Origin of the sequence: Bradyrhizobium sp. LA2.1 (assembly GCF_040547725.1) — a bacterium.
Taxonomy (GTDB): Bacteria; Pseudomonadota; Alphaproteobacteria; order Rhizobiales; family Xanthobacteraceae; genus Bradyrhizobium; species Bradyrhizobium barranii.
The window spans coordinates 78,560-103,893 of the sequence record NZ_JBEPQI010000011.1; the positions used below are offsets into that span (position 1 = coordinate 78,560).

Here is a 25,334-nt window from a genome sequence, read left to right on the forward strand (position 1 = left end):
GCTCATTCCAAATTCGTATTGAACTCGTACGACTTCTCAGGCGCGACGAGCGTGAACTTCAGCGCCGCTCCGTCGGGCTTGGCGCCCGGCGGCAGTCCATCGAGCTCGAAGGAAAATCGCTGCACACCGGGCGGGCCATGCTCGACCGGCGCCGGAATCGGTAACGCCCAATCTGGCGTCGGCCCTTCCACGAACAAATTGACGCCGCGGCTATCAGGCACGACCACGTCGACCACGACATTCTTGGGACCGTCACGTTTGACGTCGCGGATGGTCAGCGGATTGGGATCACCGATCGTGGCAGGCTTCGGCACGGTGTCGAGCGCGGCACGCAGATTGGCGTCCTCGGTCGAGGCGACGTTGTTGAAGCCTAGCTCGACATTGGCCTCGACGGGAACGCAGAGCTTCTCGCACACGGCGTAGTTGATCTCGGCGCGCAGCGTCACCGGCTTGTCGGGTGCCTTGGGCACGATGCGCAGAGGTAGCACGATCTGGCCGTGATAGCCGATCGAATGCCCGCCCGCGCCGTCATCGAATTTCAGCGGCGCCGGCCACATCACCGTCACCGCTTCGACATTGTCCGATTTGGAGAAATCGAACCGCGGCGGAACGCCGGAATCGCCGGGAATGCGCCAGTAGGTCTTCCATCCCTGCTGGAGCTGGAAGGCGATACCGCCGAGCAAGACGGCGCCGCTGCGCGATCCCGCCAGCAATCGCACTGCGGAATGGCCGTCGCGCTGCCAGGGCGAAGCGTCGTCGGCGCGGGCTGCGAGCGTCACCGACGACGCAAGCAGGGTTGTTGCGACGCCAAACGCCGCATGCAGGGGAACTCTTGTCAGCATGGCACGTCTTTACAGGGTCGCCCCTGGGCAAACCATTGAATTGCTTGTGATGGATGCACCTGAATCAAGTCTATGCAAGCCTTGATTTGACAGCAGCCCGGCCCGACATCAGGATAGGAATCGAAACCGGAGTGCTTCACCGATGGCTCCCACAGGCAAAAGGACGGGCGAAAGCACCCGCAGCGCGGCCCCCGCGCTTCCCAGCTCGGCCGGCTATCTCGACGGCCAGCTCCTGATCGCGATGCCCGTGATGGGCGATGAGCGCTTCGAGCGCTCGGTGATCTATCTCTGTGCGCATTCCGCCGAGGGCGCGATGGGCATCATCGTCAATCATCCCGCCGGCAGCATCGACTTCCCCGAGCTGTTGCAGCAGCTCGGCATCATCAAGAAGGGCGAGCACATCAAGCTGCCGGAGAACGCCGAAAGCATGAAGGTGCTGCGTGGCGGGCCGGTCGATACCGGCCGCGGCTTCGTGCTGCATTCCAGCGATTTCTACATCGAGAACGCGACGCTCCGGATCGACGACGGCGTCTGCCTCACCGCGACCGTCGACATCCTGCGGGCGATCGCCAACGGCTCCGGCCCGAAGCACGCCATCCTCGCGCTTGGTTATGCCGGCTGGGCGCCGGGCCAGCTCGAGACCGAAATCCAGAGCAATGGTTGGCTGCATTGCGATGCGGATTCGGATTTGATCTTCGGCGACGATGTCGACGAGAAGTACGGACGCGCGCTGCGCAAGATCGGCATCGATCCCGGCATGCTCTCGAACGATGCGGGACACGCGTAGCTGTTGCGCCAACCTCCGCTGTCGTCCCGGACAAGCGGAGCTTCTGGCAACGCGTAGCGTTGTCCAGAATGGAGCGCAGATCCGGGACCCATAACCCCAGGAAGTCGTTGTTGAAGCGGGCTGGTCACCACTAGTCTTCGCCAAACCACGCCCTGTGGTTATGGGGCCCGGATCTGCGCTTCGCTTTGCTACGCTTGTCCGGGACGACGGCGGAATTTGTGGCTACTCCAATGCCGCCTACTCCGCCGCCTGCTGCTGTACCGTCGGCTCTGTCCCCGCCACCGTCGCGCGGCGCATGTCGCGGGGCTGGGACTGGTCGTAGCGGCGGACGCGATGCATGGTCTGGCGGTTGTCCCACATCACGAGATCATGCAGCTTCCATTTGTGGACGTAGACGAACTCGCCTTGCGTCGCATGCTCGTTCAGATCGCGCAGCAGCAGCCGGCCCTCGGGGACGCTCATGCTGACGATCTTGCCGGCATGCGATGAGAGGTACAGCGACTTGCGGCGATGCACCGGATGGGTGCGCACCAGGCGTTGCAGCACCGGCTTGAACATCTGCTTTTCGTCGTCGGTGTACTCGGTGAAGCCGAGCGATCCGCGCGAATACATCAGCGAGTGCTCGCAGACGAGATCCTCGATCTCCGCCTTGGTGTCGTCGTCGAGCGCGTCATAGGCGGCGCGCATGTCGGCGAACTCGGTATTGCCGCCCTTCGGGTTCACCACCCGCGCCGACAGCAGCGAGAATTTTGCGGGGATCGGGCGAAACGAACTGTCGGAATGCCACAGGCAGTTGCCGAGATTGAACAGATGCGCGCGGCTGTCCTTCGCCAGCGGCTTGCCATCCTTGCCGAGATTGGAGACGTCGTTGAGGCCCGATTGCAGCCGGTAGTCCTTTTCCTTGGTCACGGTGCCGCCGCGCGCGTCCTCGCGCTGGCCGAAATTCAGCGCGAAGGCCATCTGCTGCTCGTCGGTGATGTCCTGGTCGTGGAAGACCAGCACCGCATATTTGTCCATGGCTGCCTCGACCTCGCGCGCCTCGGCCTCGGTGAGAGGCTTTCGCAGATCGAGGCCGGAAACCTCGCCGGCAAAATGTTTCTGAAGCTGCCGGATGGCGATCGTCATGGTGTTTCTCCCGCGAACCGCGAGCGGTTGGTCCCGCTCTGCCGGTGAAAAAGCTACTCCCGCGACCGGACTTGTCAACGCTCGGCGTGCATATCTCTTAAGCGTCATGGCTCTCACGCGTTGCGCGCCATCAGGCCGCCGTCGACAGGGATCACCGCGCCGGTGAGGAAAGACGCAGCCGGCAGGCACAGGCTCAGCGTCATATGCGCGACCTCCTCGGGGTCGCCGTAACGGCCGAGTGCAGTGCGACGCTTGGCGTAGATGGTCTTGTGCTCTTCGGAGATCCGGTCGGTGATGGCGGTGCGGATCGGGCCCGGGCAGATGCAGTTGACGGTGATGCCTTCGCGGCCGAGCTCGACGGCGAGCGAGCGCGTGAGGCTCGCCACGCCGCCCTTCGCCGCCGAATAGGGGCTGTGCAATGCGGTGGCGCCGAGCGCCTCGGTCGAGGCGATGTTGACGATGCGCGGGCTCTTCGACTTGCGCAGGTGCGGCAGCGCGGCGCGGATGATGCGCGGATGCGCCGTCAGCATCACGGCGATGCCCTTGGCCCAGGCGTCTTCGTAAGTCTCGTCGTCGATCGCGACGCGCACGGAGATGCCGGCATTGTTGACGACGATGTCGAGCCCGCCGAAATGCGCCGCGACATCGCCAACCACGCGCTTGATCTCGCCGCCATCGGCGACATCGAGCTTCCACGCCTTCGCGGATCCGGCGTTCGCGGCAATCTCCTTGGCAACGGACAGCGCGCCCTGCTCGTCAAAGTCGGTAACGGCGACGTTCGCGCCTTCTGCGGCGAACACGCGCGCGGTCGCGCGCCCCATGCCGCTCGCCGCACCCGTGACGAGAACGGTCAGGCCCTTCACCGACCGGCTGAGCTCCTTGAATTCGGACATGCCGTTTCCTCGCGTCTCTTGTTTCTTGTTATGAGATGGGACAAGGCTGGCATCGATCCGCAGACAGGTCAAACAAGCAAAACAAAAGGGGAGGCCGCGATGGCGAACGAGCTCGATTTCTCAGGCAAGCAGGTGCTGGTGGTCGGCGGTTCCAGCGGTATCGGCAACGGCATCGCGCAAGCCTTTCGCACCAGGGGCGCGCAAGTTGCAGTCTGCGGCACGCGTGCTCATCCCGCGGAATATTCGGCGCAAGAAGGCTCCGATCTCACGGGTCTTTCCTATGCGCAGCTCGACGTCGGCAACGCCGGCGCGGTGGAAGCGTTCAAGCCGTCCTTCGACCGTCTCGATGTGCTCGTGCTCGCGCAGGGCGCGGTGCTCTATCGCCGCGGCGAGTTCGAGATGGCCGGCTTCCGCAAGGTCGTCGAGGTCAATCTGATGAGCCTGATGGCCTGCGCGACGCGCTTTCACTCCATGCTGCGCGATAGCAAGGGCGCGCTGATCATGGTGTCCTCGACCGCAGCCTATCATTCCACCATGGGCAATCCCGCCTACAACGCCTCGAAGACCGGCGCAGTCGGATTGACGCGGACGCTGGGCGAGGCCTGGGCCGAGGATGGCATCCGCGTCAACGGTATCGCGCCCGGCCTCGTCGACACCAAGATGACGAAGGTGACCACCGACAATCCCAAGCGGCTCGAAGGCGCGCTGTCACGCATTCCGCTGCGGCGATTGGGCACGCCGGCTGACATGGCGGGCGCGGCGCTGTTCCTCGCCTCGCCGCTGTCGTCCTACATCATCGGACAGACATTGGTCGTCGATGGGGGGCTTATTCTTTAGGCGATTGCGCGAGGCGATTGGAACTGCGCTGCTCCTGATCGGTTACTTGGGTTGACCCCTGAGGAGGAGCAACATGGACAAGGATCGGATCGTCGGATCGGCCAAGGAATTCGCTGGGCGCGCAGAAGGCGCCGTCGGTGATCTCGCTGGCGATGCGCAGACACAGGCGTCAGGCAAGGCGCGGGAAGCCGCCGGCACCGTGCAGAATCTCTACGGCCAGGCCAAGGACGCCGTGCGCGACGCCGGCGAGACTGCGGCCGGCTACGCCAAGGATGCCTACGACAAGCCGGCCGAGACCTTGCGCGACGGTTCGCAGGCGATTGCCAAGAAGGTGCAGGACAATCCGCTCGGTGCGCTGCTGATCGCCGGCGGGATCGGCTTCGCACTCGCGCTCCTGATGTCGCGTCCCGCCCGTCGCCCGCCGCCGCGCTGGCGCTATTACGGCTGAGCCAAAGCCCCCGTCTCTCGTGCCCCGGACGCAATGCGGCCTAGGCGATGCGTAGCATCGTCCGGCAACGCCGCTTTGCGGAGCCGGGGCCCATTCTTTTGTGAATGTCGCAGTGCTGGGTCCCGGCTCTGCGCGGCAGCGTTACACGCTGCAGCGCGTCCGGGACACGAGATCTCAATTCAGAAAAACTACCGGAACATCTCCGCCGATCGCCCGACGTTACCAGGCGGGCGCGGGATCGCGGGATTGGGATTACGCGGCGCCGGCGCGAATTGACGCGGCGGTGGTTGCGGAGAGCCGAAGCCGAAGAAATCGCGGAATGCCGGCGTTGCCTGGGCCGGCTGCTGCGGCTGCAGCTGCACCGGCGGCTTCTTCGGCGCGAGTCTTGGCGGTGCGATCGCAGCGGCAGCGCTTGGCGTACCGGGAGCAGCAGCACCACCATCCGGCGTCGTCGCCGCCATCGGCGTATCGCCCTTGGCCTGCTCGCGGCCGACTTCGCGGCGCGGCCAGGCATAATCATCGGCACGGCCGGCGGGCGCGGCCAGCGGCTCACCCTTCACCATCGTCTTCGCGGCGAGCGCATCGACGGCAGCGGGACGCGAACCCGGTCCGCCCAGCAATTGATCGGCCGAGATCGAGGCCGCAACCAGCGGCACGATCGGTCCCGCCAGCGGCCGCGGCGCGGGCTTGCCGGGCTCGGCGCTGGTGTCGGGGGTCGCAGGCTCGCTCGGCAGCGCAATCGGGCCGGAGCGTCCGGCGAGCAGGCGCGTGATCTCGCGCTCGACATAGTGGGCGAGCTTGCGTGCGCCGGGTTTCGTGAAATAGACGCCGTCATAGCTGCGAAGCTGGCGGATCTGGCCCTCGAAGTCCGGGCCCTTCTGGAGGAAGCGGCCGGCTTCGTCGACAAAGCCGTCCCAGACATCGACATAGGTGATGCCAGCCTTGGCCGCGCCTTCGCGATAGAGCGAATCCAGGAACAGCATGTCCGCCGTGCCCTTGGGGCCGCGGATTGCGGGCAGGCCGACCCAGAGCACCGGCACGCCCTTGGACTTGAGGACGTTGGCCAGCTCCTCGATCTTCTTGCCGTAGAGCTCGACCCAGCGCTCGTCGCGGAAATCGTAGAGGCCGTTCGGGTTGCGCGCGGTCTTCTCCGGTGTTGCGACCGCCGGCGTGTCGGCGTTGTCGGCATCGTCCTGCGGCAGGTCGGTGTCGGCGGGCTTGTCGTCCGGCTTGGCGGCGGTGTCGGGTTTAGCATCGCCCGGCTTGGCCGGTGGCTTGGCGCGCGCGCCCTTGTCGTTCTTCTTGTCCGTCGCCTTGTCGGATTTGTCGGGTGCGGCCTCGCGGATCGAGATGCGGTCGTTGAGGCCGAGCATGACGACGATCACATCAGGCTTCTCGGTCTCGAGAATCCCCTTCGCTGCCGCCGCCCAGTCCGCGGGCTCACCCTTCGGCTGGTACTTGATCAGGCCGGACGTGGTCTTGTGCTTGCGGATCACGCCCATGTCGGGCTGCTCGGTGTAGGCGTCTTCGAGGCCGTAGGCGAGCCAGTCGGCCATGGCGTCGCCGATCACCAGCACGTTCTTGTCGGGCGTGGTGTCGCGCTTGGCTGGTGCCGGCGCGCGCGAAAAATCCTGGCGCGGCGCCTGCTGCTGCTGCGGCTGCTGGAATGGCGCGAAGAAGTCGCCGCCGAACCAGCCGCCGCCTCCACCGTTTCGCGGTGGCGGGGCCTGCCGCTGCGGCGGGCCGCCGAAGCCGGGGAAGTTGAAGAACTGCGCCGAGGCGGGTCCCGCGACGGAGACCAGAATCGCAAGCGCCGTCCCCAGCGCGATCAGCGGGCCGGTTTCGGTCAGCGCCTTGAACAGGGACTTCTTCGACATGCGATCTCAGGCACGCGCAATGGGGATTGGGACAGGCTCAATATAATAGCGGAATCAGGCGCCAAACGGGCAGATTCTCTTTGCGGATTCTTCTGTCATACACCGGGGAGCAGCCGTCCCGGTCAAGGCGATCGGGCAAAATCGCTGTTCAGGGTTACTTTCGGGCCGGTTTTACCGCCCGCGCAGCCGTTCCAGCGCGTCGGAGGAGGCAAATCCGTCGGCGGGGACCCCGATCGAGGCCTGGAAATTGCGCAGCGCCTCCCGGGTCTGGCCGCCGAACTGGCCGTCCGGGGTGCCCTTGTAGAAGCCGCGCTGGGCCAGCAGCTGCTGGAGTTCCAGCCGTTCAGTGCGGGACAGCTCGCGCTCCTGCCGCGGCCAGGGCTGCACGAAGGGCTGGCCGCCGCGCAGGCGGTCGGCGAAATGGCCGATCGCCAGCGCATAAGCCTCGGCCGGGTTGTACTTCATGATGACGCGGTAATTCTGCAGCATCAAGAAGCCCGGGCCCTGCGCCCCGGCGGGCGCCAGCAGATAGGCTTTCTCGGCCGGATGCGGGAAGGGCTGGTTGGCCGGGCGCTTGAGCCCGAGCTTCTCCCACTGCGCCATCGTCATCGCCTTGGCGCGATCGGCCAGCATATAGTTGAAGCCCTGCGGCACCACGACTTCGTAGCCCCAGGTCTGGCCGGCCTGCCAGCCGTCCTTCTTCAGATTGTTGGCGGTCGAGGCGATCAGATCGGTGGGATTGTCGACGACGTCGCGCCGTCCGTCGCCATCGCCATCCACGGCAAAGCGCTTGAACGCAGTCGGCATGAACTGGGTCGGGCCGAAGGCGCCGGCCCAGGAGCCGCGCATCTGCTCAGGCCTGAGATCGCCGCGGTTGAGGATCTCCAGTGCGGAGAGAAACTCGTCCCTGAAATAGGCCTGGCGGCGGCCGATGCAGGCGAGCGTCGCGGTCGATTGCAGCACGCTGCGGTCGCCCATCTGCGTCGAGTAATTGGACTCGATGCCCCAGATCGAGGCGATGATGTAGCGGTCGACGCCGGTAGCCTTTTCGGTGGCGTCGAACTGCGCCTTGTATTTGGCGAGGACCTCGCGGCCCTTGGCGAGGCGGTTGTCGTTCACGAGGATGTCGAGATAGTCCCAGATCGACTTGGTGAACTCCGGCTGCGAATCCATCAGGTCCATGATGCGCAGATCGGGCGACAGCCCGGCCGTGAAGCGCTGGAAATTCTCCTGCGTGATGTTGCGCCGTGCGGCATCGGGCCACATCCCCGCGACGCAATTGTTGAAGTTGGAGGCGGCCTCGCGGATCGCTGCGGCCGTCATCAGCGGGTGGCCGGAGGCGCCGTCCTCGCCGGTCCATGGCAAGGCGCCGCCGGGGCCGGGCGGGGCTTGCGCAGGCGCCGGATTGGGGCCGGAGAAAATACCGCCGAACAGGTTCGACAAGCCGTTCTGCGCCTGGGCGCGCGCGCTGACAGGCAGCAGCACAGCGGCCGCAAGCATCATTGCGCCGGTCACAAATCCAGCACGTTTCGCCAGCGCTGCCACTGATTGCATCATACCCTACCTGTCCGGCCGAAAATCCGCCTTCAGGAGGCCCGGTACCGGTTGCCAATAGCTTAACAAAGGTGAAATTTTGGTGTCGGCCTTTTTCTCAACTCTGTGAGCGCGAGGCCCCACATCCGCCTTTGTTAGCGGCTGCAAACAAGCTAGCAAGATACCATTGCTCCCTTCACGTCCTCAGGTATTCGATCTGTCCCATGAAAATTCGCAAAGCCGTATTCCCCGTCGCCGGCCTCGGCACCCGCGTCCTGCCCGCCACCAAGGCGATGCCGAAGGAAATGCTGACCGTCGTCGACAAGCCGCTGATCCAGTACGTCTATGACGAGGCGAGGGAAGCCGGCATCGAGCATTTCATCTTCGTCACCGGCCGCAACAAAAACGTCATCGAAGATCATTTCGACAAGATGTTCGAGCTCGACGCGACGCTCGCCGCGCGCGGCAAGAAGGCGGAGCAGGACATCCTGGCGCAGAACCAGCCGGAGGCCGGCGCCGTCAGCTTCACCCGCCAGCAGGCGCCGCTCGGTCTCGGCCACGCGGTCTGGTGCGCGCGCGACATCGTCGGCAACGAGCCGTTCGCGGTCGTGCTGCCCGATGAGCTCGTGCTCAACACGACCGGCTGCCTGAAGCAGATGATCGAGACGGCTTCAACGCTCGGCGAAAAATCCAACGTCATCGCGGTCGAGGCGGTGCCCGACCATCTCACCCATCAATACGGCATCTGCGGCGTCGGCAAGCGCACCGGCAAGATGTTCGAGGTCGACGGCATGGTCGAGAAGCCGGCCAAGGGCACCGCGCCCTCCAACCTCTCCATCACCGGCCGCTACATCCTCCAGCCGGAGATATTCAAGATCCTTGAGACCCAGGAGCGCGGCGCCGGCGGCGAGATCCAGCTCACCGACGCCATGATCGGCCTCGCCAAGTCGCAGAAATTCTACGGCGTAGAGTTCGAGGGCGAGCGCCATGATTGCGGCTCCAAGCCCGGCTTCCTCCGCGCCAACATCGCCTACGGCCTGAAGCGGCCGGAACTGCGTGATGGGCTGATTGCGGAGATGAAGAAATATCTGGGGCAGTAGCGCTCCACTCTCGGTGTCGTCCCTGCGAACGCAGGGACCCATAACCCCAGGGAGTTGTTTGGCGAAGATTTGCCGTTCGGTACTGCTGCCGGCAACGATCGATAGATTCCGCGGTATGGGTCCCCGCGTTCGCGGGGACGACACTGAGGCCTCACGCCACCAGCGATAGCTTCGGAAGGCTCGCGATCACGGACTGGTTGCGGCCACCGGCTTTCGCCGCATAGAGCGCCTTGTCGGCGGCGGCGACCAGGACCGGCCAGTCCAGGCCGGTGGTAGGAACCAAGCCCGCAATCCCGCAGGAGACCGTCGACATCGCCTGGTCGTCGGACCAGCCCTGCACCTTGCCGCGGATCGTCTCGGCGACATTGAAGGCCTCGGCGGCCGAGGTGTTCGGCAGCAGCACCGCGAATTCCTCGCCGCCATAGCGCGCGGCGCAGTCGCCGGACCGCCGCACCGAATCGGAAATGCAGATCGCGATGCCGACCAGCACCTGGTCGCCGGCCTGATGGCCGAACGTGTCGTTGTAGGCCTTGAAGTGATCGGCATCGATCATCAGCAGCGCGACCGGCGTCTTCTGGCGCATCGCGCGGCGCCATTCGACGTCGATGACCTGGTCGAACTTGCGGCGGTTCTTCAAGCCGGTGAGCGCATCCGTCGTCGCCATCTCCTCGAGCTTGCGCTCGGCTTCGGCACGCCGGCTGATCTCGCGGGCGAGCACCAGCGTCGAGGCCAGCATGAACAGGATGAGCGCCAGGACCACGGCGCCGATGCGGTAGGCTTCCTTCTGCCAGAGCTCGAACACGGCGGCGAGCGGCTTGCCTGCCACCACGAAGAGCGGACCCGGGCCGGTGCTGCGGACGTAGAGGCGCGGCGTCGCGTCCACCGGGCCCTGGCCCGCATAGGACCCGCCGGCCTTGAGATTGTCGGCCTTCCAGCTCTGCTGCGTCCCGAGATTCTTGCCGATGACGTCGAGATCGAACGGCCGCCGCATCATGATGGTGCGATCGCGCCTGAGCACGGTGATGGTATCGTCGGGATCGAGGTTCAGGCGCTCGAACAATTCGTGGAAATAGCTGAAACGGATCGAGCCGGTGACGACCCCCAAGAAGCCGCCGTCGGTATCGCTGATGCGCCGGCTCAGCACGATGGAATAGGCGCCGCGGAACAGCATCGGACGGCTGATGAAGAGGCCGGCGTCGGGATCGTCGCGATGAACCCTGAAGTAGTCCTCCTCGCTCCGGTTCTCCGGCAGGGGATCGAGCGTGGAGGCGTCGATGGTCAGCCTGCCCTCGGCATCGAACACCTGGATGGCGCCGAAGTGCCGCGCCGTGGTGGCGTGATCGAACAGGATCAGGTGACGGATCGGCTTCGAGACCGCGTTGATCTCCGGCAGCAGCATGTTGCTGGCGACCGCCTTCAGGGAGAGATCGTAGATCTCGATGTTGCGGCTGATATCTGCTTCGATGGAGGTGGCCAGATTGTCCAGCGTCTGGCGAGCGAGGGCCTCCTCGCCGCGGCGCATGTCCAGCATGACGTTGACGCAAATGGCGGAAAAGCCGATCACCGTCACGACGGACGATATGATCAGCAGCTTCGCCGAAATCCGCCACGGCCGGCGGGTCGTGACGTCGCGCCATCCAGACTGCATCGAGTGCTCCCGACACTAGTGGATGCGCCCGAAATCTTGCGTAGTGTTTAAGCCGGGACGACGCTATCGCAATGAGTTAAGAATTGGTTTCCGCGGGCATCGCTTTTGGGCAGCGGAGCTGGGACGAGAGGACGATTGTGAACGATTACGATGCGCTGCGGGATTACCTGATGCGGCAGAAGCAAACGGAATTCGTGCTGAGTTTCGAGCAGATCGAGGAGATCATCGGCTCGGCCCTGCCGCGGGCGGCGAATCGCGCCTCATGGTGGGACAGCCTCCGCAGCCCCGACATCCAGATGCCTCAGCGCGAAGCCTGCCTCGCCGCGGGGTTCGTCGCGACGCGGATGCCGGACGGCCAGAGCGTGCGCTTCACCAAGAAGAAGCAGCGCAGGTGAGCTGACGCTGCATGATTCTGCGCTGGCTAAGGGGGATTTTTGGCGCAGCCCTGATTGCAACAGGCGTGCTGTTTGCGCTCGCCTTCGAGGCCCGCTACTGGCGCTGGCGCGACTGCTTCAACGAGCTCGGCCGCTGCTACGACCCGGTAACGCAGGATGTTTATCTCGAACAGGCGGGAATGGTCTGGGGCGGTCTTGCCGCGATCTCGCTGGTGGTGGGGTTTTGTTTGGTCGCGGGGCTACGACGCAAGCCAGGGTAGGTCAGCTGGACGCGGTGCGCCGCAAGCGCGAGACGGGGGGCGTTAGCCCAAGTGTAGAACCACGGCCTTCATTGGCGATTATACGGCCAGCGTTCGTCATGGGCTCGTATCAGGCATCTGGTCGTCTGCCGGTCGCAGACGCGCACGCATGTGTTCTGGCGCCCTCGAACGTCACCGGCCCCGCCGGTGTAGTCGGCACATGTGCCGAGGCAATTTGCGCCTCGATCCTCGCATCGTGCGGCTGTCACTGCTTCGGCCGATGAGGCGAGGAACACTCCGGTGCCGATGAGGGTCATCGCGTAGAAAAGGTGCCGAGTCATCCGTGACTCCTGAGAAAGACGCGTGGTCTGCTCATTCTGAGAACGACAGCTTCGAGCCCAGTGACCTCGATGACGAAGCCGTTCTGGATCGAATGCTGCGTGCCATCTTTCATGGTGGTCGAGCAGGGCCCATTGATCTGGATCAAGCCCGGCATAAGCGCGCCGGTGCGGCACCCCGCTCGCTTTGCGAGCGACCCTTTCCGGGAGGAGAGCGGAAGAAGATAAGCGCTAGCTCGCCGCTTCCAGCCGCACTTCCGTGAGCAGACGCATCGCCGCGTCCGCGTCCATCGGCTCGCCGAAGGCGAAGCCCTGCGCGTATTCGCAGCCCATCTGGTAGAGCTCGACCGCGTCGGAGTCTGTCTCGGCGCCTTCCGCGACCACGTCCATGCCGAGATCATGCGCGAGCGCGATGATCGACTTCAGGATCACCGGACGGGTGCCGCGGTTGGTGGTGCGCACGAAGGACTGGTCGATCTTGATGGTGTCGAACGGGAAGCGCTGGAGATAGGCCAGCGAGGAATGGCCGGTGCCGAAATCGTCGAGCGACAGCCCGGTGCCGAGCTCGCGGATGCGCGTCAGCATCTGGGCTGCGTGCTCCGGGTTCTCCATCACCAGCGATTCCGTCAGTTCCAGCTTCAGCGTGCCGCGCGCCACCGAGGAGCGCGACAGCACGGTGCGGATGTCGTGGATCAGATCGTGGCGCAGCAATTGCCGCGAGGAGACGTTGACGGAGGCGAAGATCGGCTCGCGCGAGCGCATCGCGCGCTGCCACACCGAAAGCTGCTTTGCGGTCTGGTCGAGCACGAACATGCCGAGGTCGACGATCAGGCCGGTCTCTTCCGCGATGCTGATGAATTCCGACGGCGCCATGCGTCCGAGCTTCGGATGATCCCAGCGCACCAGCGCCTCGAAGCCGGCGATCGAGCGATCCTCCAGCCGCACGATCGGCTGGTACAGGATCGTGAGCTCCTGCCGCTCGATGGCGCGGCGCAGCTCGCTCTCCAGCGTCAGGCGGTCGGTCTTTCGCGCGCGCATCGCCGGCTTGTAGACGTCGATGCGGTCGCCGCCGATCCGCTTGGAATGATACATCGCAAGCTCGGCGTCCTTGATGATCTCGTCCGTCAACTGGGTCTGCGGATCGGAGAGCGCGAGCCCGATCGAGGCGGTGAGAAAAATCTCGCGGTCGTTGAAGGCGATCGGGGCGCGGATGGTCTTGCGGATGGTCTCGGCGAAGGCGGTGATGCGGGCGGGGTCCTGCTCCGAGAGCAGGATCAGGCCGAACTGGTCGCCGGCAAGCCGCGCCAGCGTGTCCTGCGGCTTCAGGATGCGGGTGAGGCGGCGGGCCAGCGTCAGCAGGATCGAGTCGCCGACCGCGATGCCGACGGAATCGTTGACCTGCTTGAAGCGGTCGAGGTCGATCACCATCAGCGTCGGCCGCAGCGTCGGCATGGTCTTGGCGAAATGCGCGACCGCGCCGAGCCGATCCATGAACAGTTTCCGGTTGGGCAGGCCGGTGAGGTTGTCATGCACGGAATCGTGCAGCAGGCGCTCCTCGGCGTTGCGCAGTTCGGTGACGTCGGTGAGCGTGCCGACCACGCGCGAGACCTCGCCGTCGGAGCCGACCACCGGACGCGCCTTCAGCGCGAACCACATGAAATGACCGTCCGGCGTGCGCAGCCGGAAATCCTGCACCAGGCGGCCACGGCGCTGGTCGAGCACGCTGTCGAGCGCGGCGCGGAACCGGTCTTGGTCGAGCGGATGCAGCACCTCAAGCCACGACGCCGCGGGGCCTTCCAGCGTGCCGCGCTTGAGGCCGAGCAGGGCTTCGGTCTCGGGGCTGGTGAACACCTTGTCGGCGGAGACGTCCCAGTCCCAGATCAGATCGCCGGAACCGGCCAGTGCCAGCGCGCGCCGCTCGATGTCGGAGACGACGCCGGTGGTGGCGCTGCCGCCGGCAAAGGCGTGCTGCATCACCGTAAAGCCGATCAGCATCACGATCAGCACGAGGCCGCCGAGCAGGGCAGGGCCGACGATGTCGTTGGTGACGGAGCCCGCGACCGTCATGCCGGCCGCGACCACCCAGACCACCAGCAGGAACCAGGTCGGGATCAGCAGCACCGCGCGGTCGAAGCCGTGGGTGGAGAGGTAGACGATCAGCGCGAAGCCCGCGAAGGCGATCAGCACCAGCGACATGCGGGCGATGCCGGAAGCCACCGCCGGGTCGAACAAGGCGAGCGCCACCAGCGAACCCAGGAAGGCAAGCCAGAGCACCGTAATGTGCGAATAGCGCACGTGCCATCGACTGAGGTTGAGATAGGCGAACAGGAACACCAGCAGCGTCGCCGCCAATATCGCTTCACCCGCCGCGCGCCAGATGCGCTCGGCGTTGTTCGACATATCGAGCACCTTGCCCCAGAAGCCGAAATCGACGCCGATATAGACCAGCACCGCCCAGGCCAGCGCCGCGGCGGCCGGGAACATGATGCTGCCCTTCACCACGAACAGAATGGTGAGCACGAGCGCCAAAAGCCCGGAGATGCCGATCACGATGCCCTGGTAGAGCGTGAAGGAATTGACCTTGTCCTTGTAGGACTCGGGCTCCCACAGATAGAGCTGCGGCAGCTTGTCGGTGCGCAGTTCCGCGACAAAGGTGACGACGGCGCCGGGATCGAGCGTGATGCGGAACACGTCGGCCGTCGCGCTCTCCTGGCGCTCCGGGCGGTCGCCGATCGAGGGCGTGATGGTCGCGATGCGCGACAGCCCGAGGTCGGGCCACAGCAGGCCCGACGAGACGATGCGGTAATGCGGGGCGACGATCAGGCGGTCGAGCTGGTCGTCGGTGTTGTTGGCGAGCGCGAACACCACCCAGTTCTGGCCGCCCTCGCGGGCGCGCACCTCGATGCGGCGGACGATGCCGTCGGTGCCGGGTGCGGTGGAGACCTGGATGCGATCGGCGTCACTGCGCTGATGCTCGAGCACGCCGGTGAGGTCGATCGCGGGCGCGTCGCCGCGGACGCTGACGGCATCCAGCGCGCGCGCCTGGGATGCGGCGACGAGAATCATGAGGCCCAGCGCTATGGGCGCGAGGCACCTGATCAGACGCAAGGTCGGTTCTCCGCGTTCGACGCAAACTCTTCAGTGCAAGATGGTCAGTGCAAGGCGTTTTCCGAACGGAACAAGATGGTTCGGCGCGTCGCGATAGATGCCACGAAAGCGAGGAAAATCAAAGGGTTTCCGCCTTGCCTGATGGGCCGTTGGGCTAGACCTCCAACACAATTTTGCCAATATGTGCCGAGGTCTCCATGCGCCGGTGCGCATCGGATGCCTTTTCCAGCGGGAAACTGCTGTCCATCAGCGGCTTGACGCGGCCTTCGCGCAACAGCGGCATCACTTTCGCCTCGATTGCGGCCACCATGGCCGCCTTGTCCGCATTACTACGGGGGCGCAGGGTCGAGCCGGTATGGGTCAGGCGCTTCACCATCACCTTGGCGATGTTGACGCTGACCTTGGGGCCGTTGAGGGTTGCGATCTGCACGATGCGGCCGTCGACCGCCGCGGCATCATAGTTGCGGTCGACATACTCGCCGGCGACCATGTCGAGGATCAGATTGACGCCGGCCTTGTCGGTCTCTTCCTTGACCACGGCGACGAAGTCCTCGGTCTTGTAGTTGATGGCGCGGTCGGCCCCGAGCTTGAGGCAGGCATCGATCTTGTCCTGCGATCCCACGGTGACGAACACTTTCGCGCCGAAGGCTTTCGCAAGCTGGATCGCCATGGTGCCGATGCCGGAGGAGCCGCCATGGATCAGCAGCGTCTCGCCGGCCTTCAGGCCGCCGCGCTCGAACACGTTGTGCCAGACCGTCATCAGGGTTTCCGGCAGCGCGCCGGCTTCCTTGATCGACAGCGCCGGCGGCACGCTCATCGCCTGGGCGTCCTGCGCGATGCAGTACTGCGCATAGCCGCCGCCGGCGACCAGCGACATCACCTTGTCGCCGATCTTGTGCCGTTTGGCGTTGCTGCCGACCGCCACCACTTCGCCGGCGATCTCGAGCCCCGGCAGGTCGCTGGCGCCGGGCGGCGGCGGATAGGCGCCGGAGCGCTGCGCCACGTCGGGCCGGTTGACGCCCGCGGCCTGCACCTTGACCAGGATCTCGTCGGGACCGGGCTGCGGAACGGCACGTTGTTCCGGCACCAGCACCTCCGGTCCACCGGGCTTGGAGATGGCGACCACGATCATTTGCGCGGGCAGCTTGTCCATGATGTGTCCTTGGATGAATGAATTCGGCGGATGGCATATCGCCTTTTTCCGCCGAAGTGAAACGACATTAAGGCCCGAACCGCGCCGCCAGATCGCCTGCTCTCTCGGGAGAGATTTTTTCGACCAGTGGACCGATCGGCGCGATCGCTGTGCCGGCGCCGCCGTCGAGGAGGTCCGCGATTGGGCCACGGGGCCAGCGTGGCGCGGCATCTTCGCCAGCGAAGGCGTGCAGCACAGTTTCCGACAGGCCGGGTACGATACTCCACGCCAGCACGGCGCAGGTGCGGACCAGATTGAGGGCTGTTCGCGTCACGATCGCCGCGCGAAGCCGATCGGACTTGATGGCCGTCCACGGCGCGGCATGCTGCAGGTAAGCGTTCGCCACATCCCAGATCGCACGCGTTGCGGCGGCCGCGGAACGAAACTCGAGCGCCTCGTGATGGCGTCGCAGCGTCGCGATCCGATGCTCCAGTTCCCGTGCGAGCAGGTGCTCGGCCTCGTCAGGAGCGCCGCCTTCCGGAATCCGGCCGTCGAAGGCCCGATGGGCGAAGCTGACAATGCGATTGACGAGGTTGCCGAAGATGTCGGCGAGATCCTTGTTCACGTCGGCGACGAACCTGGCAACGTTGAAATCGGTGTCGGCGCTTTCGGGCGCGTTGGCGATCAGCCACCAGCGCCAGAGATCGGCGGGCAATTCCTCCAGGGCCTGGCCGGTAAAGATGCCCCGATTGCGGCTGGTCGAGAACTTGCCGCCCTCGTAATTGAGCCAGTGGAATCCCTTGATCACGTCCACGCTCTTCCAGGGCTCGTTCGAGCCGATCAGCGTCGCCGGGAAGCTCACGGCGTGGAATGGGATGTTGTCCTTGCCGAGGAACTGGACGTAGCGGACGTCATCGGCCTGCCACCACCATTTTCGCCAGTCGCGGCTAGGTGCGGCGGCGGCCCATTCCTGGGTGGCGGCGATGTAACCGATCGGCGCGTCGAACCAGACATAGAAGACCTTGTCGGCGAATCCCTGTCGCGGAACCGGGATGCCCCAGGCCAGGTCGCGCGTGATGCAGCGATCGCGCAGATCGGCTGTCAGCCAGCCTTTCGCGGTCGACACCACGAAGGAAGGCCAGCCGGAGCGGCTATCGATCCAGGCACTCAACGCTCCGACAAGCTGCGACTGGCGCAGGAACAGATGGCGGCTTTCGCGGACCTCCAGCGCCCGGTCGCCCGACAGCGCAGATCGCGGGTCGATCAGTTCGGGCGGATCGAGCAGCGCGCCGCACTGGTCACATTGATCACCGCGCGCGGACGGGTCGCCACAATGCGGGCAGGTGCCGAGCACGTAGCGGTCCGGCAGGAAGCGGCCGTCCGTGGGTGACCAGACCTGCGGCAACTTACGTTCCTCGATCAATCCGGCATCGTCGAGCCTGCGATAGAAGTGCTGCGTCAGAGCGCTGTTCTGTGGCGAGCTGGTTCGCCCGAAATGGTCGAAGGAAAGGCCGAACCGGCGGTAGATGTCGGCCTGGATTGCGTGCTGCGCGTCGCAGAAAGTGCGGACATCCTGTCCGGCGCGAACGGCGCCGAGCTCAGCCGGCGTGCCGTGCTCGTCGGTGGCGCAGATGAAGAGCACGTCGTCGCCGATCTGCCGCCTGAAGCGGGCATGGACATCGGCAGGGAGGAGCGAGCCTATGAGATTGCCGAGATGCTTGACGCCGTTCACGTAGGGAAGGGCGCTGGTGATGAGAATTTTGGTCATGACTGCGGTCTTTCGCGTTTGGTGATGCCGACCGAAGAAAAATCAAAAGCCCTCCCGCATGATCGGAAGGGCTTGGGGTCGGCTCATGCCTCACGCGCGTGGACGCGCGCTTATCCCGTCCGGTCAACCTCCTTGCGGTCGGGCCGGGGCATTCGCGTCAGGTGTTGCGCGCTCGCGAAAGTCACTGCAAATTCTCCTTGTGCAGAAGCGGTACCATTTCGGCTCGGAAAACGCCAGATCGGCGTCGTTCAGGACAGGACTGCCCGGGAGGACACATGGCCATCGAGGACGACGACAAGCCGCGCAAGAAGGTCAGCCATGAAATCGGACAGGATCTCTCACTCCTGTCAGTGGAGGAACTGACCGAGCGCGTGGCGCTGCTCAACACCGAGATTGCAAGGCTCGAGGAAGCCGCCACCAAGAAGCGCGCCTCGCGCGATGCGGCGGATAGTTTTTTCAAGAAGTAGGGCCTAGCGCTCACCTCTCGTGTCCCGGACGCGGTGCAGCGCGTAGCGCTGCTCCGCAGAGACGAGACCCATGCTTCGCGCAAAACTATCTCGCGTCGTCATTCCGGGGCGGCGTGCAGCGCCGAGCCCGGAATCCATAATCACGGGCAGTTGAAGCGGGCAGGCTGAGCCGGGCCACCGCATCCGCCAGTGGCTATGGATTCTCAGATGCGCAATTGCGCATCAAAGCTCGCGACTTCGTGGCGCCCCGGAATGACGAGTGCCGAGTTTGTTCCGCCGCCCCCTCGGCCAGTGACCGACATGGCTAACGAACTCTCAAAAAATTAGCTCGTTTACTTCCAATTAAGCTTTCGGGTTTATGACTGGAGCTGTCCTCGTTTGGACACCGAGTGGCTCCTGTCCACTCTGTTTGACGCCTCCCTGTTATCAACTTTCAAAGCCGCCGGTCTCCGGCGGCTCTTTTTTTGCCTTTTTGGGTCCCGTTCCGGTTGAATTCCGAGGAAAGACGCGCGGAAACCATATCCGCGCTTGTCGCTGGACTCCGCGTCCGGCTCGCGCAATGATTTGTTCATCATAAGCCGGCGCCAAAGCCGGACAGTCAGACAGTTGCGTAAGGGGCGTTAACCATGGAACGTTTGCAAGCCGAAGGTGCTCTCGTTCAACTCAGCGAGCGGTTCACCAATTCTGCGGCGTTCGGCGTCCTGTTCCGTGAGGGCATGGACCTGGTGGAAGAGACCGCCGCCTATCTCGATGGCGCCGGCCGCACCGAGGCCAAGGCGCTCGATCGCGCCGTCAGCCTCACCTATGCGACCGAGAGCATGCGTCTGACCACCCGCCTGATGCAGCTTGCCTCGTGGCTGCTGCTGCACCGCGCGGTGAAGGAAGGCGAGATGACGCTGAGCCAGGCCAATCGCGAGAAGACCAAGGTGAAGCTCAGCGCCGCCGATCCCGGCCCGTCCGACACCGTCGAGAAGCTGCCCTCGCAGCTCCAGGATCTGATCCATCGCTCGATGAGTCTTCAGACCCGCGTGCGCCGCCTCGACACCACCATCCACACCCCGCCGGTCGAATACGTGGCGATCGGCAACCCGCTGGTGCCGCAGCTCAACGCGCTGAAGGCCGCGTTCGAGCGGTAAGGTCTATCAACAATCTCGGTCGTCATTCCGGGACGCGCCTCTTGGCGCGGGCCCGGAATCCATAAACACGATCGGGAGTATGGATTCTCAGATGCGCAATTGCGCATCATAGCTCGCGACTTCGTCGCGCCCCGGAATGACGGCAAAACAAAAACGCCCCCGGTCTGACCGGGGGCGTTTTTCGTGTCCAGCCTTGCGGGCGGGATCAATCCTTTTTGAGAAAGCCCGAAAACTTCTTCTGGAAGCGCGAGACGCGGCCGCCGCGATCCATCAGCTGGGCGTTGCCGCCGGTCCAGGCCGGGTGCGACTTCGGGTCGATGTCGAGGTTCAGCGTGTCGCCTTCCTTGCCCCAGGTGGAGCGGGTCAGGTACTCGGTTCCGTCGGTCATCACGACCTTAATCGTATGATAATTCGGATGAATTTCGGCTTTCATGGCAATTCCTCGGCGCCCGGCGCCTGTCTTGAGTGGCTATCGAATGACGGATTTGGCGGGGTCTATACCCCACAGGCCCCTTTAAAACAAGCCATTGTGGGCAAAGGAGAACCGGGCCGTCCCCTAAGGGACATCCCGGATTTGCCACTCCCCCCGCAGCGGCCTATGTGGAGCTAATATGTCTCCTTGGGTCCGATCTCATGAGCGCTGTGGAACGGCTTGACGACCAGTACCGCGACGAGCGCGCCGGGCCTGAGGCCCCGTCGATCGAAGCCGAGTTGATCGAGGCGCCGGCGAAGAGCCGCGCCAAGCTGCGGCCGCTGTTGGCACTCGCGCCCTATGTGGCCCGCTATCGCGGCCGCGCGGCGCTCGCCTTCGTCGCGCTCACGGTCGCGGCGCTGACCACGCTGCTGGTGCCCATCGCTGTGAGGCGGATGATCGATTTCGGCCTGACGCCGGAAGGCATCGCGCTGATCAACAGCTACTTCTCGGTGATGATCGCGGTCGTCGCCGTGCTCGCGCTTGCCAGCGCCTCGCGATACTACCTCGTGATGACGATCGGCGAGCGCATCGTCGCCGACCTCCGGCGCGACGTCTTCGCGCATCTGCTCTCGCTCTCGCCGGCCTTCTTCGATTCCGCGCGCAGCGGTGAGCTGGTGTCTCGGCTCACGGCCGACACCACCCAGATCAAGTCCGCGGTCGGTGCCTCCGTCTCGATCGCGCTGCGCAATCTCATGATGTTCTTCGGCGCGGCGGCGATGATGGTGATCACCAGCCCGCGCCTTTCCGGCTTCGTGCTGCTCGCCATTCCCCTGATCGTGCTGCCGCTGGTCGCGTTCGGGCGCTGGGTGCGGCGTCTGTCGCGCAACGCGCAGGACACGCTGGCCGATGCCTCCGCCTATGCGGGCGAGCTGGTCGGCGCCATCCGCACCGTGCAGGCCTATACCAGCGAAGGGCTCGCCGAGAAGCGTTTTGGCGGCGAGGTCGAGCAGGCCTATGAAGCCGCGCGCACCTCGACGCAGGCCCGCGCCGTGCTCACCGCCATCATCATCTTCATCGTGTTCGCAAGCGTGGTCGCGATCCTCTGGATCGGCTCGCATGACGTCCTGATCGGCACGATCTCGCCGGGCCGGCTCGGCCAGTTCGTGCTCTACGCGGCATTCGCCGCGGCCGGCCTCGGCCAGCTCAGCGAGGTCTGGGGCGAGGTCTCGGCCGCCTCCGGCGCCGCCGAGCGCCTGTTCGAGATCCTGCATGTGCAGCCCGAGATCACCGCGCCGGCGTCACCGCGCGCGCTGCCCGTGCCGGCGCGCGGCGAGGTCGGCTTCGACCAGGTCAGCTTCGCTTATCCGGCGCGGCCCCACGTCAATGTGCTCGATGCCGTGTCGTTCACCGTGCGCCCCGGCGAGAAGGTCGCGATCGTCGGCCCCTCAGGCGCAGGCAAGAGCACCATCTTCCATCTCCTGCTGCGCTTCTACGATCCGCGCGGCGGTGCGATCTCGCTCGACGGCGTGCCGGTCAAATCCGCCGATCCGCGCGATTTCCGTTCGCGCATCGCACTGGTGCCGCAGGAATCCAACGTGTTCGCCGCCAGCGCCCGCGAGAACATCCGTTTCGGCCGGCCCGATGCGACCGATGCCGAGGTCGAGCGGGCCGCCGAGCTCGCGCACGCCGCCGAATTCATCCGCCGCCTGCCCGAAGGTTTCGAGACCCCGCTCGGCGAGCGCGGCGTCACGCTGTCCGGCGGCCAGCGCCAGCGCATCGCGATCGCCCGCGCCATCCTGCGCGATGCGCCGCTGCTGCTGCTCGATGAGGCCACCTCCGCGCTCGATGCCGAAAGCGAGACGCTGGTGCAGACCGCGCTGGAAGAGCTGATGCGCCACCGCACCACGCTGGTGATCGCACATCGTCTCGCAACCGTGCTGTCCTGCGACCGCATCCTGGTGATGGACCAGGGCAAGATCGTCGAGCAGGGCACGCATGCCGAGCTCGTCGCCAAGAACGGGCTCTATGCGAGGCTCGCGAGGTTGCAGTTCGAGGGCGCGTGAGGCGCTCCTGACTGTCGCCTCACTGACGGTGTCATCACCCGCGAAAGCGGGCGATCCAGTATTCCAGAGACAGTAGTGAGATTCGGAGAAGTCGCGGCGTACTGGATGCCCCGGTCCCGGCTCCGCCAAGGCTACGCCGAGGCCCACACGAGCGCTCGGCACGCCGAAGCTTCAGCGAAGGCGGCAAGCCGGGGCATGACAGCGGAGGGTGGGGTCGGCAGCAAACCTCGTCACGCCCGCCAAATCATCTTCAGCACCGGCCGTCCCGAGGTCGGGTTCAAATCCTCGCCGGCATGGGCAAAGCCGTTGCGCTCGTAGAATCGGATGGCGCGGGCATTGTCCTTGTTGACGAGCAGCGTGACGCCTGACGGTGACAGGCGCTTGGCCTCATCCACCAGCAGCCTGGCCGCATCCGAGCCCCAGTGCGCGGGATCGACCACGAGCTGGTCGAGATAGCCTTCGCCGTCGATGGTGACGAAGCCGGTCAGAACGCCGTCCGCTTCTGCGACCACGATCGAGGCTTTCGGCACCAGATCCTTGCGCCAGCGCTCGCGCCACCAGTCCAGCCGCGCGGCGAAATCGATCTGCGGATAGGCCTGCTGCCAGGTGCGATGCCAGAGGTCGATCGAGGCGGCTTCGTCCTCGGGGCGGTAGGGGCGGAGGTGGAGGGCGCTCACTACCGCTCCGTCAGCTTCAGCTCGATGCGGCGGTTGCGCTTGAAGGCCTCTTCCGTGTTGGCGGTGTCGAGCGGCTGGAATTCGCCGAAGCCGGCGGCGACGAGGCGTTGGGCGGGCACGCCGAGCGATATCAGATATTGCACCACCGAGATCGAGCGCGCCGCGGACAGGTCCCAGTTGGACTTGAAATTCGCGCCGCTGACCGGGCGTATGTCGGTGTGGCCGTCGACGCGCAGCACCCAGGGGATTTCGCTCGGGATCTTCTTGTCGAGATCGATCAGCGCGGTCGCCAATGTGTCGAGCTCGGCGCGGCCCTCGGGCAGAAGTGTCGCCTGGCCGGTGTCGAAGAACACTTCGGACTGGAACACGAAGCGGTCGCCGACGATGCGGATGTCAGGGCGATTGCCCAGAATGGTGCGCAGGCGGCCGAAGAACTCCGAGCGATAACGCGACAATTCCTGCACGCGCTGCGCCAAGGCAACATTCAGGCGAGACCCGAGATCGGCGATGCGGTTCTGCGATTCCTTGTCGCGCTTCTCGCTGGCGTCGAGCGCCTCCTCCAGCGCGGCCAGTTGCCGGCGCAGCGCGCTGATCTGCTGGTTCAGCACCTCGATCTGCGCCAGCGCCCGCGCCGAGACCGCCTTCTCCGAGTCCAGCGCCTTGCCGAGCTCGGTGGTCTTGCCCTGGGCGTCGCTGCCGGCGGCGGCGAGGCCGTCATAGAGCCCCTTGATGCGATCGCGCTCGGTCTCGGCCGAGGCGAGGCCCGCTTTCAATTGCGAGACCTGGTCGTCGAGCGAGAGCTTGCCGAGCTTCTCCAGCGACAAGAGCTCGTTGAGCTGGGCGATCTTGGCGTTGAGCTGCTCCAGCGCCTTGTCCTTGCCGGTGACCTCCTGCGACAGGAAGAACTGCACGACCAGGAACACCGACAGCAGGAACACGATCGACAGCACCAGCGTCGACAGCGCGTCGACGAATCCGGGCCAGTAGTTGAAGCCGGCTTCGCTGCGGCGGCCGCGGGCTAGAGCCATTGTCGTCGATCTCCACTCTCGTGTCCCGGACGCGCTGCAGCGTGCAACGCTGCTGCGCAGAGCCGGGACCTATTTGTCTCGGTGAAGGCTCTGGGCCCCGGCTCAGCGATGCACCAATTCGTGCTGCATCGCGTCCGGGGCACGAAACCTTCGTCGTGTCCTCAACCCTTCTCCGGCTGGCGCGCGATGCGCTCCAGCAGGCGGCGGATCTCGCGGTTCTGCTCGCCCTGGCCGTCGGCCCATTCGCGGATCATCTGCTGCTCGGTCCGCATGTGCGAGACCAGCGCCTGGATGGCTTCGGCAAGGCTCGCCATTGCCGCCGTGGTGCCGCGGCTGGCGCTGCCTTCCTCGAGCACGGAGCGTAAGCGCTCGACGGCGGCCTGGAGTTCGCCGCTGGCAACGCCGCCGCCGCCACCGGCGGCTGCGACCGCAACCTCGCCGTGGCCATATTCGCGCACGGTGGTGGCGAGCCAGTCTTCGAGGTCGGTGTAGAAGCGGTTCTGGGCCTGGCTCGATTGCAGATCGAGGAAGCCGAGGATCAGCGAGCCGGCGAGGCCGAACAGCGAGCTCGAGAACGAGATGCCCATGCCGCCGAGCGGGGCGGCGAGGCCCTCCTTCAGCGTGTCGAACAGGGCGCCGGAATCGCCCCCGACCTTGAGCCCGTCGATCACCTTGCCGACCGAGCCGACCGTCTCGATCAGGCCCCAGAAGGTGCCGAGCAGGCCGAGGAAGACCAGCAGGCCGGTCATGTAGCGGGAAATGTCCCGGGCCTCGTCCAGGCGGGTCGCGATCGAATCGAGCAGGTGCCGCATGGTGGTCTGGGTGATCGTCATCCGCCCGGTGCGCTCGCCGCCGAGGATCATGGCCATCGGCGCCAGCAGTTTCGGGTGCCGGGACGGCGCCAGGCCGGGATCGGCGATGCGGAAATTGTTGACCCAGGAGACTTCGGGGTAGAGCCGGATCACCTGGCGGAAGGCCAGGATGATGCCGATGAACAGCACGCCGCCGATCAGGGCATTGAGGCCGGGATTGGCGAAGAAGGCCAGGATGATCTGCTTGTAGAGCACCACGCCGACCAGGGTGCACAGCACCAGAAAGACCAGCATCCGCACCAGGAAAACGCTGGGTGAGGATAGCTTGGTATATTCGATATCGATGGGGGAGCGGGGCGAGGCGCCTGGCGGCATGGCCGGTATCATCCGTTACGAACTTGCTTGCGGGGCGCACTATGGCACAGCGGCAGCCCAAAAAAAGCGCCGGATGTGCCGATTTCGTGGAGAGCTCTCGGAACCCAAAGCTGAAACCGCGCTTTGATAGAGACGTAATTTGCAAAACTTCGGCATTCCGCAGGCTTAGGTCGGACTTTTTGCATGGTGACGAATCCTGGGGGTGGCCGTCATCGCGCTCTTGCTCGCGGTCCCGATGGCGCTCGCCTTGGGGGGGCGCGGCAGCATATGCGGCGCGGTCGATCCTGTCTG

22 protein-coding genes are annotated in these 25,334 nt (G+C 65.2%); 9 read left to right on the plus strand and 13 right to left on the minus strand.

Annotated elements, in window-relative coordinates:
- Positions 1 to 2: 2 nt before the first annotated feature.
- Positions 3 to 842: a protein-disulfide reductase DsbD domain-containing protein gene (locus ABIB95_RS22255; RefSeq protein WP_354242177.1), complete on the minus strand. Its 840-nt coding sequence runs from the start codon at positions 840 to 842 to the stop codon at positions 3 to 5.
- A gap of 142 nt (positions 843 to 984) precedes the next feature.
- Between ABIB95_RS22255 and ABIB95_RS22260 the strand changes: the two genes are divergently transcribed.
- Entirely contained in the window at positions 985 to 1,629 is a 645-nt protein-coding gene (locus tag ABIB95_RS22260; RefSeq protein ID WP_063981003.1) for a YqgE/AlgH family protein, read from the plus strand.
- Positions 1,630 to 1,866: 237 nt separating this feature from the next.
- Here the strand turns inward: ABIB95_RS22260 and ABIB95_RS22265 are convergent, their stop codons facing one another.
- Positions 1,867 to 2,754: a TauD/TfdA dioxygenase family protein gene (locus tag ABIB95_RS22265; protein ID WP_063981004.1), complete on the minus strand. Its 888-nt coding sequence runs from the start codon at positions 2,752 to 2,754 to the stop codon at positions 1,867 to 1,869.
- Between the two features lie 113 nt (positions 2,755 to 2,867).
- The gene (locus ABIB95_RS22270) at positions 2,868 to 3,647 is read right to left on the minus strand and encodes an SDR family NAD(P)-dependent oxidoreductase (RefSeq protein ID WP_354242180.1); all 780 of its coding nucleotides are present in this window, start codon (positions 3,645 to 3,647) and stop codon (positions 2,868 to 2,870) included.
- 99 nt (positions 3,648 to 3,746) lie between these two features.
- On the opposite strand from ABIB95_RS22270, the gene ABIB95_RS22275 reads away from it, so the two are divergent.
- Both ABIB95_RS22275 and ABIB95_RS22280 read left to right on the plus strand, forming a co-directional pair.
- Positions 3,747 to 4,484 (plus strand): SDR family NAD(P)-dependent oxidoreductase, encoded by a 738-nt coding sequence (locus tag ABIB95_RS22275; protein WP_085401898.1) that lies wholly within the window; start codon positions 3,747 to 3,749, stop codon positions 4,482 to 4,484.
- Positions 4,485 to 4,557: 73 nt separating this feature from the next.
- Positions 4,558 to 4,932, plus strand: a complete 375-nt coding sequence (locus ABIB95_RS22280) for a CsbD family protein (protein WP_063981006.1) — start codon at positions 4,558 to 4,560, stop codon at positions 4,930 to 4,932.
- A gap of 188 nt (positions 4,933 to 5,120) precedes the next feature.
- Here the strand turns inward: ABIB95_RS22280 and ABIB95_RS22285 are convergent, their stop codons facing one another.
- On the minus strand, positions 5,121 to 6,809 hold the full coding sequence (locus ABIB95_RS22285; RefSeq protein ID WP_354242184.1) for an SGNH/GDSL hydrolase family protein: 1,689 nt from the start codon (positions 6,807 to 6,809) through the stop codon (positions 5,121 to 5,123).
- A 171-nt stretch (positions 6,810 to 6,980) separates the two neighbouring features.
- Positions 6,981 to 8,366 (minus strand): lytic murein transglycosylase, encoded by a 1,386-nt coding sequence (locus ABIB95_RS22290; RefSeq protein WP_354242186.1) that lies wholly within the window; start codon positions 8,364 to 8,366, stop codon positions 6,981 to 6,983.
- Positions 8,367 to 8,566: 200 nt separating this feature from the next.
- Between ABIB95_RS22290 and galU the strand changes: the two genes are divergently transcribed.
- Positions 8,567 to 9,442, plus strand: coding sequence for a UTP--glucose-1-phosphate uridylyltransferase GalU (gene galU, locus ABIB95_RS22295; protein ID WP_354242189.1), 876 nt, complete (start codon positions 8,567 to 8,569; stop codon positions 9,440 to 9,442).
- Between the two features lie 151 nt (positions 9,443 to 9,593).
- On the opposite strand, the gene ABIB95_RS22300 is transcribed toward galU, so the two are convergent.
- Positions 9,594 to 11,090, minus strand: a complete 1,497-nt coding sequence (locus ABIB95_RS22300) for a sensor domain-containing diguanylate cyclase (protein WP_354242191.1) — start codon at positions 11,088 to 11,090, stop codon at positions 9,594 to 9,596.
- Positions 11,091 to 11,227: 137 nt separating this feature from the next.
- Between ABIB95_RS22300 and ABIB95_RS22305 the strand changes: the two genes are divergently transcribed.
- Together ABIB95_RS22305 and ABIB95_RS22310 are read left to right on the plus strand one after the other, a co-directional pair.
- Positions 11,228 to 11,485 carry a DUF7662 domain-containing protein gene (locus ABIB95_RS22305; protein ID WP_028148420.1) on the plus strand — a complete coding sequence of 86 codons (258 nt, stop codon included), beginning with the start codon at positions 11,228 to 11,230 and terminating at the stop codon, positions 11,483 to 11,485.
- A gap of 11 nt (positions 11,486 to 11,496) precedes the next feature.
- Positions 11,497 to 11,745, plus strand: a complete 249-nt coding sequence (locus tag ABIB95_RS22310; RefSeq protein ID WP_063981010.1) for a hypothetical protein — start codon at positions 11,497 to 11,499, stop codon at positions 11,743 to 11,745.
- A 548-nt stretch (positions 11,746 to 12,293) separates the two neighbouring features.
- Here the strand turns inward: ABIB95_RS22310 and ABIB95_RS22315 are convergent.
- From ABIB95_RS22315 to metG, 3 genes are all read right to left on the minus strand, one after another.
- Entirely contained in the window at positions 12,294 to 15,170 is a 2,877-nt protein-coding gene (locus ABIB95_RS22315) for an EAL domain-containing protein (RefSeq protein WP_071916666.1), read from the minus strand.
- Between the two features lie 154 nt (positions 15,171 to 15,324).
- A complete protein-coding gene (locus ABIB95_RS22320; RefSeq protein WP_354242193.1) occupies positions 15,325 to 16,323 on the minus strand; it encodes an NAD(P)H-quinone oxidoreductase in 999 nt (332 codons plus the stop codon).
- A 67-nt stretch (positions 16,324 to 16,390) separates the two neighbouring features.
- Positions 16,391 to 18,070 (minus strand): methionine--tRNA ligase, encoded by a 1,680-nt coding sequence (metG, locus tag ABIB95_RS22325; protein WP_354242196.1) that lies wholly within the window; start codon positions 18,068 to 18,070, stop codon positions 16,391 to 16,393.
- Between the two features lie 275 nt (positions 18,071 to 18,345).
- Here metG and ABIB95_RS22330 point away from each other — a divergent pair, with 275 nt between their 5' ends.
- Together ABIB95_RS22330 and rcdA are read left to right on the plus strand one after the other, a co-directional pair.
- Positions 18,346 to 18,537 carry a DUF1192 domain-containing protein gene (locus tag ABIB95_RS22330; RefSeq protein ID WP_028148424.1) on the plus strand — a complete coding sequence of 64 codons (192 nt, stop codon included), beginning with the start codon at positions 18,346 to 18,348 and terminating at the stop codon, positions 18,535 to 18,537.
- 626 nt (positions 18,538 to 19,163) lie between these two features.
- Complete coding sequence (gene rcdA / locus ABIB95_RS22335; RefSeq protein WP_028148425.1) at positions 19,164 to 19,673, plus strand: protease adaptor protein RcdA; 510 nt, start codon at positions 19,164 to 19,166, stop codon at positions 19,671 to 19,673.
- A gap of 205 nt (positions 19,674 to 19,878) precedes the next feature.
- Here the strand turns inward: rcdA and rpmE are convergent, their stop codons facing one another.
- Positions 19,879 to 20,106 (minus strand): 50S ribosomal protein L31, encoded by a 228-nt coding sequence (gene rpmE / locus ABIB95_RS22340; protein ID WP_007599895.1) that lies wholly within the window; start codon positions 20,104 to 20,106, stop codon positions 19,879 to 19,881.
- 200 nt (positions 20,107 to 20,306) lie between these two features.
- On the opposite strand from rpmE, the gene ABIB95_RS22345 reads away from it, so the two are divergent.
- On the plus strand, positions 20,307 to 22,151 hold the full coding sequence (locus ABIB95_RS22345) for an ABC transporter ATP-binding protein/permease (protein WP_354242199.1): 1,845 nt from the start codon (positions 20,307 to 20,309) through the stop codon (positions 22,149 to 22,151).
- Between the two features lie 230 nt (positions 22,152 to 22,381).
- On the opposite strand, the gene ABIB95_RS22350 is transcribed toward ABIB95_RS22345, so the two are convergent.
- The 3 genes from ABIB95_RS22350 to ABIB95_RS22360 all read right to left on the minus strand — a co-directional run bounded on the left by ABIB95_RS22350 (position 22,382) and on the right by ABIB95_RS22360 (position 25,043).
- Positions 22,382 to 22,828: a GNAT family N-acetyltransferase gene (locus tag ABIB95_RS22350; RefSeq protein WP_354242202.1), complete on the minus strand. Its 447-nt coding sequence runs from the start codon at positions 22,826 to 22,828 to the stop codon at positions 22,382 to 22,384.
- On the minus strand, positions 22,828 to 23,856 hold the full coding sequence (locus ABIB95_RS22355) for a peptidoglycan -binding protein (protein ID WP_354242205.1): 1,029 nt from the start codon (positions 23,854 to 23,856) through the stop codon (positions 22,828 to 22,830). Before ABIB95_RS22355 ends, ABIB95_RS22350 begins: the two co-directional genes overlap by 1 nt.
- A 161-nt stretch (positions 23,857 to 24,017) precedes the next feature.
- Positions 24,018 to 25,043, minus strand: coding sequence for a flagellar motor protein MotA (locus tag ABIB95_RS22360; RefSeq protein WP_028150916.1), 1,026 nt, complete (start codon positions 25,041 to 25,043; stop codon positions 24,018 to 24,020).
- Between the last annotated feature and the right edge of the window lie 291 nt (positions 25,044 to 25,334).

Excerpts from the sequence above, each read along its gene's own strand:
- ABIB95_RS22255 (WP_354242177.1), bottom strand. The coding sequence starts at position 842 with ATGCTGACAAGAGTTCCCCTGCATGCGGCGTTTGGCGTCGCAACAACC.
- ABIB95_RS22260 (WP_063981003.1), top strand. The coding sequence starts at position 985 with ATGGCTCCCACAGGCAAAAGGACGGGCGAAAGCACCCGCAGCGCGGCC.
- ABIB95_RS22265 (WP_063981004.1), bottom strand. The coding sequence starts at position 2,754 with ATGACGATCGCCATCCGGCAGCTTCAGAAACATTTTGCCGGCGAGGTT.
- ABIB95_RS22270 (WP_354242180.1), bottom strand. The coding sequence starts at position 3,647 with ATGTCCGAATTCAAGGAGCTCAGCCGGTCGGTGAAGGGCCTGACCGTT.
- ABIB95_RS22275 (WP_085401898.1), top strand. The coding sequence starts at position 3,747 with ATGGCGAACGAGCTCGATTTCTCAGGCAAGCAGGTGCTGGTGGTCGGC.
- ABIB95_RS22280 (WP_063981006.1), top strand. The coding sequence starts at position 4,558 with ATGGACAAGGATCGGATCGTCGGATCGGCCAAGGAATTCGCTGGGCGC.
- ABIB95_RS22285 (WP_354242184.1), bottom strand. The coding sequence starts at position 6,809 with ATGTCGAAGAAGTCCCTGTTCAAGGCGCTGACCGAAACCGGCCCGCTG.
- ABIB95_RS22290 (WP_354242186.1), bottom strand. The coding sequence starts at position 8,366 with ATGATGCAATCAGTGGCAGCGCTGGCGAAACGTGCTGGATTTGTGACC.
- galU (WP_354242189.1), top strand. The coding sequence starts at position 8,567 with ATGAAAATTCGCAAAGCCGTATTCCCCGTCGCCGGCCTCGGCACCCGC.
- ABIB95_RS22300 (WP_354242191.1), bottom strand. The coding sequence starts at position 11,090 with ATGCAGTCTGGATGGCGCGACGTCACGACCCGCCGGCCGTGGCGGATT.
- ABIB95_RS22310 (WP_063981010.1), top strand. The coding sequence starts at position 11,497 with ATGATTCTGCGCTGGCTAAGGGGGATTTTTGGCGCAGCCCTGATTGCA.
- ABIB95_RS22320 (WP_354242193.1), bottom strand. The coding sequence starts at position 16,323 with ATGGACAAGCTGCCCGCGCAAATGATCGTGGTCGCCATCTCCAAGCCC.
- metG (WP_354242196.1), bottom strand. The coding sequence starts at position 18,070 with ATGACCAAAATTCTCATCACCAGCGCCCTTCCCTACGTGAACGGCGTC.
- ABIB95_RS22330 (WP_028148424.1), top strand. The coding sequence starts at position 18,346 with ATGGCCATCGAGGACGACGACAAGCCGCGCAAGAAGGTCAGCCATGAA.
- rcdA (WP_028148425.1), top strand. The coding sequence starts at position 19,164 with ATGGAACGTTTGCAAGCCGAAGGTGCTCTCGTTCAACTCAGCGAGCGG.
- rpmE (WP_007599895.1), bottom strand. The coding sequence starts at position 20,106 with ATGAAAGCCGAAATTCATCCGAATTATCATACGATTAAGGTCGTGATG.
- ABIB95_RS22345 (WP_354242199.1), top strand. The coding sequence starts at position 20,307 with ATGAGCGCTGTGGAACGGCTTGACGACCAGTACCGCGACGAGCGCGCC.
- ABIB95_RS22355 (WP_354242205.1), bottom strand. The coding sequence starts at position 23,856 with ATGGCTCTAGCCCGCGGCCGCCGCAGCGAAGCCGGCTTCAACTACTGG.
- ABIB95_RS22360 (WP_028150916.1), bottom strand. The coding sequence starts at position 25,043 with ATGCCGCCAGGCGCCTCGCCCCGCTCCCCCATCGATATCGAATATACC.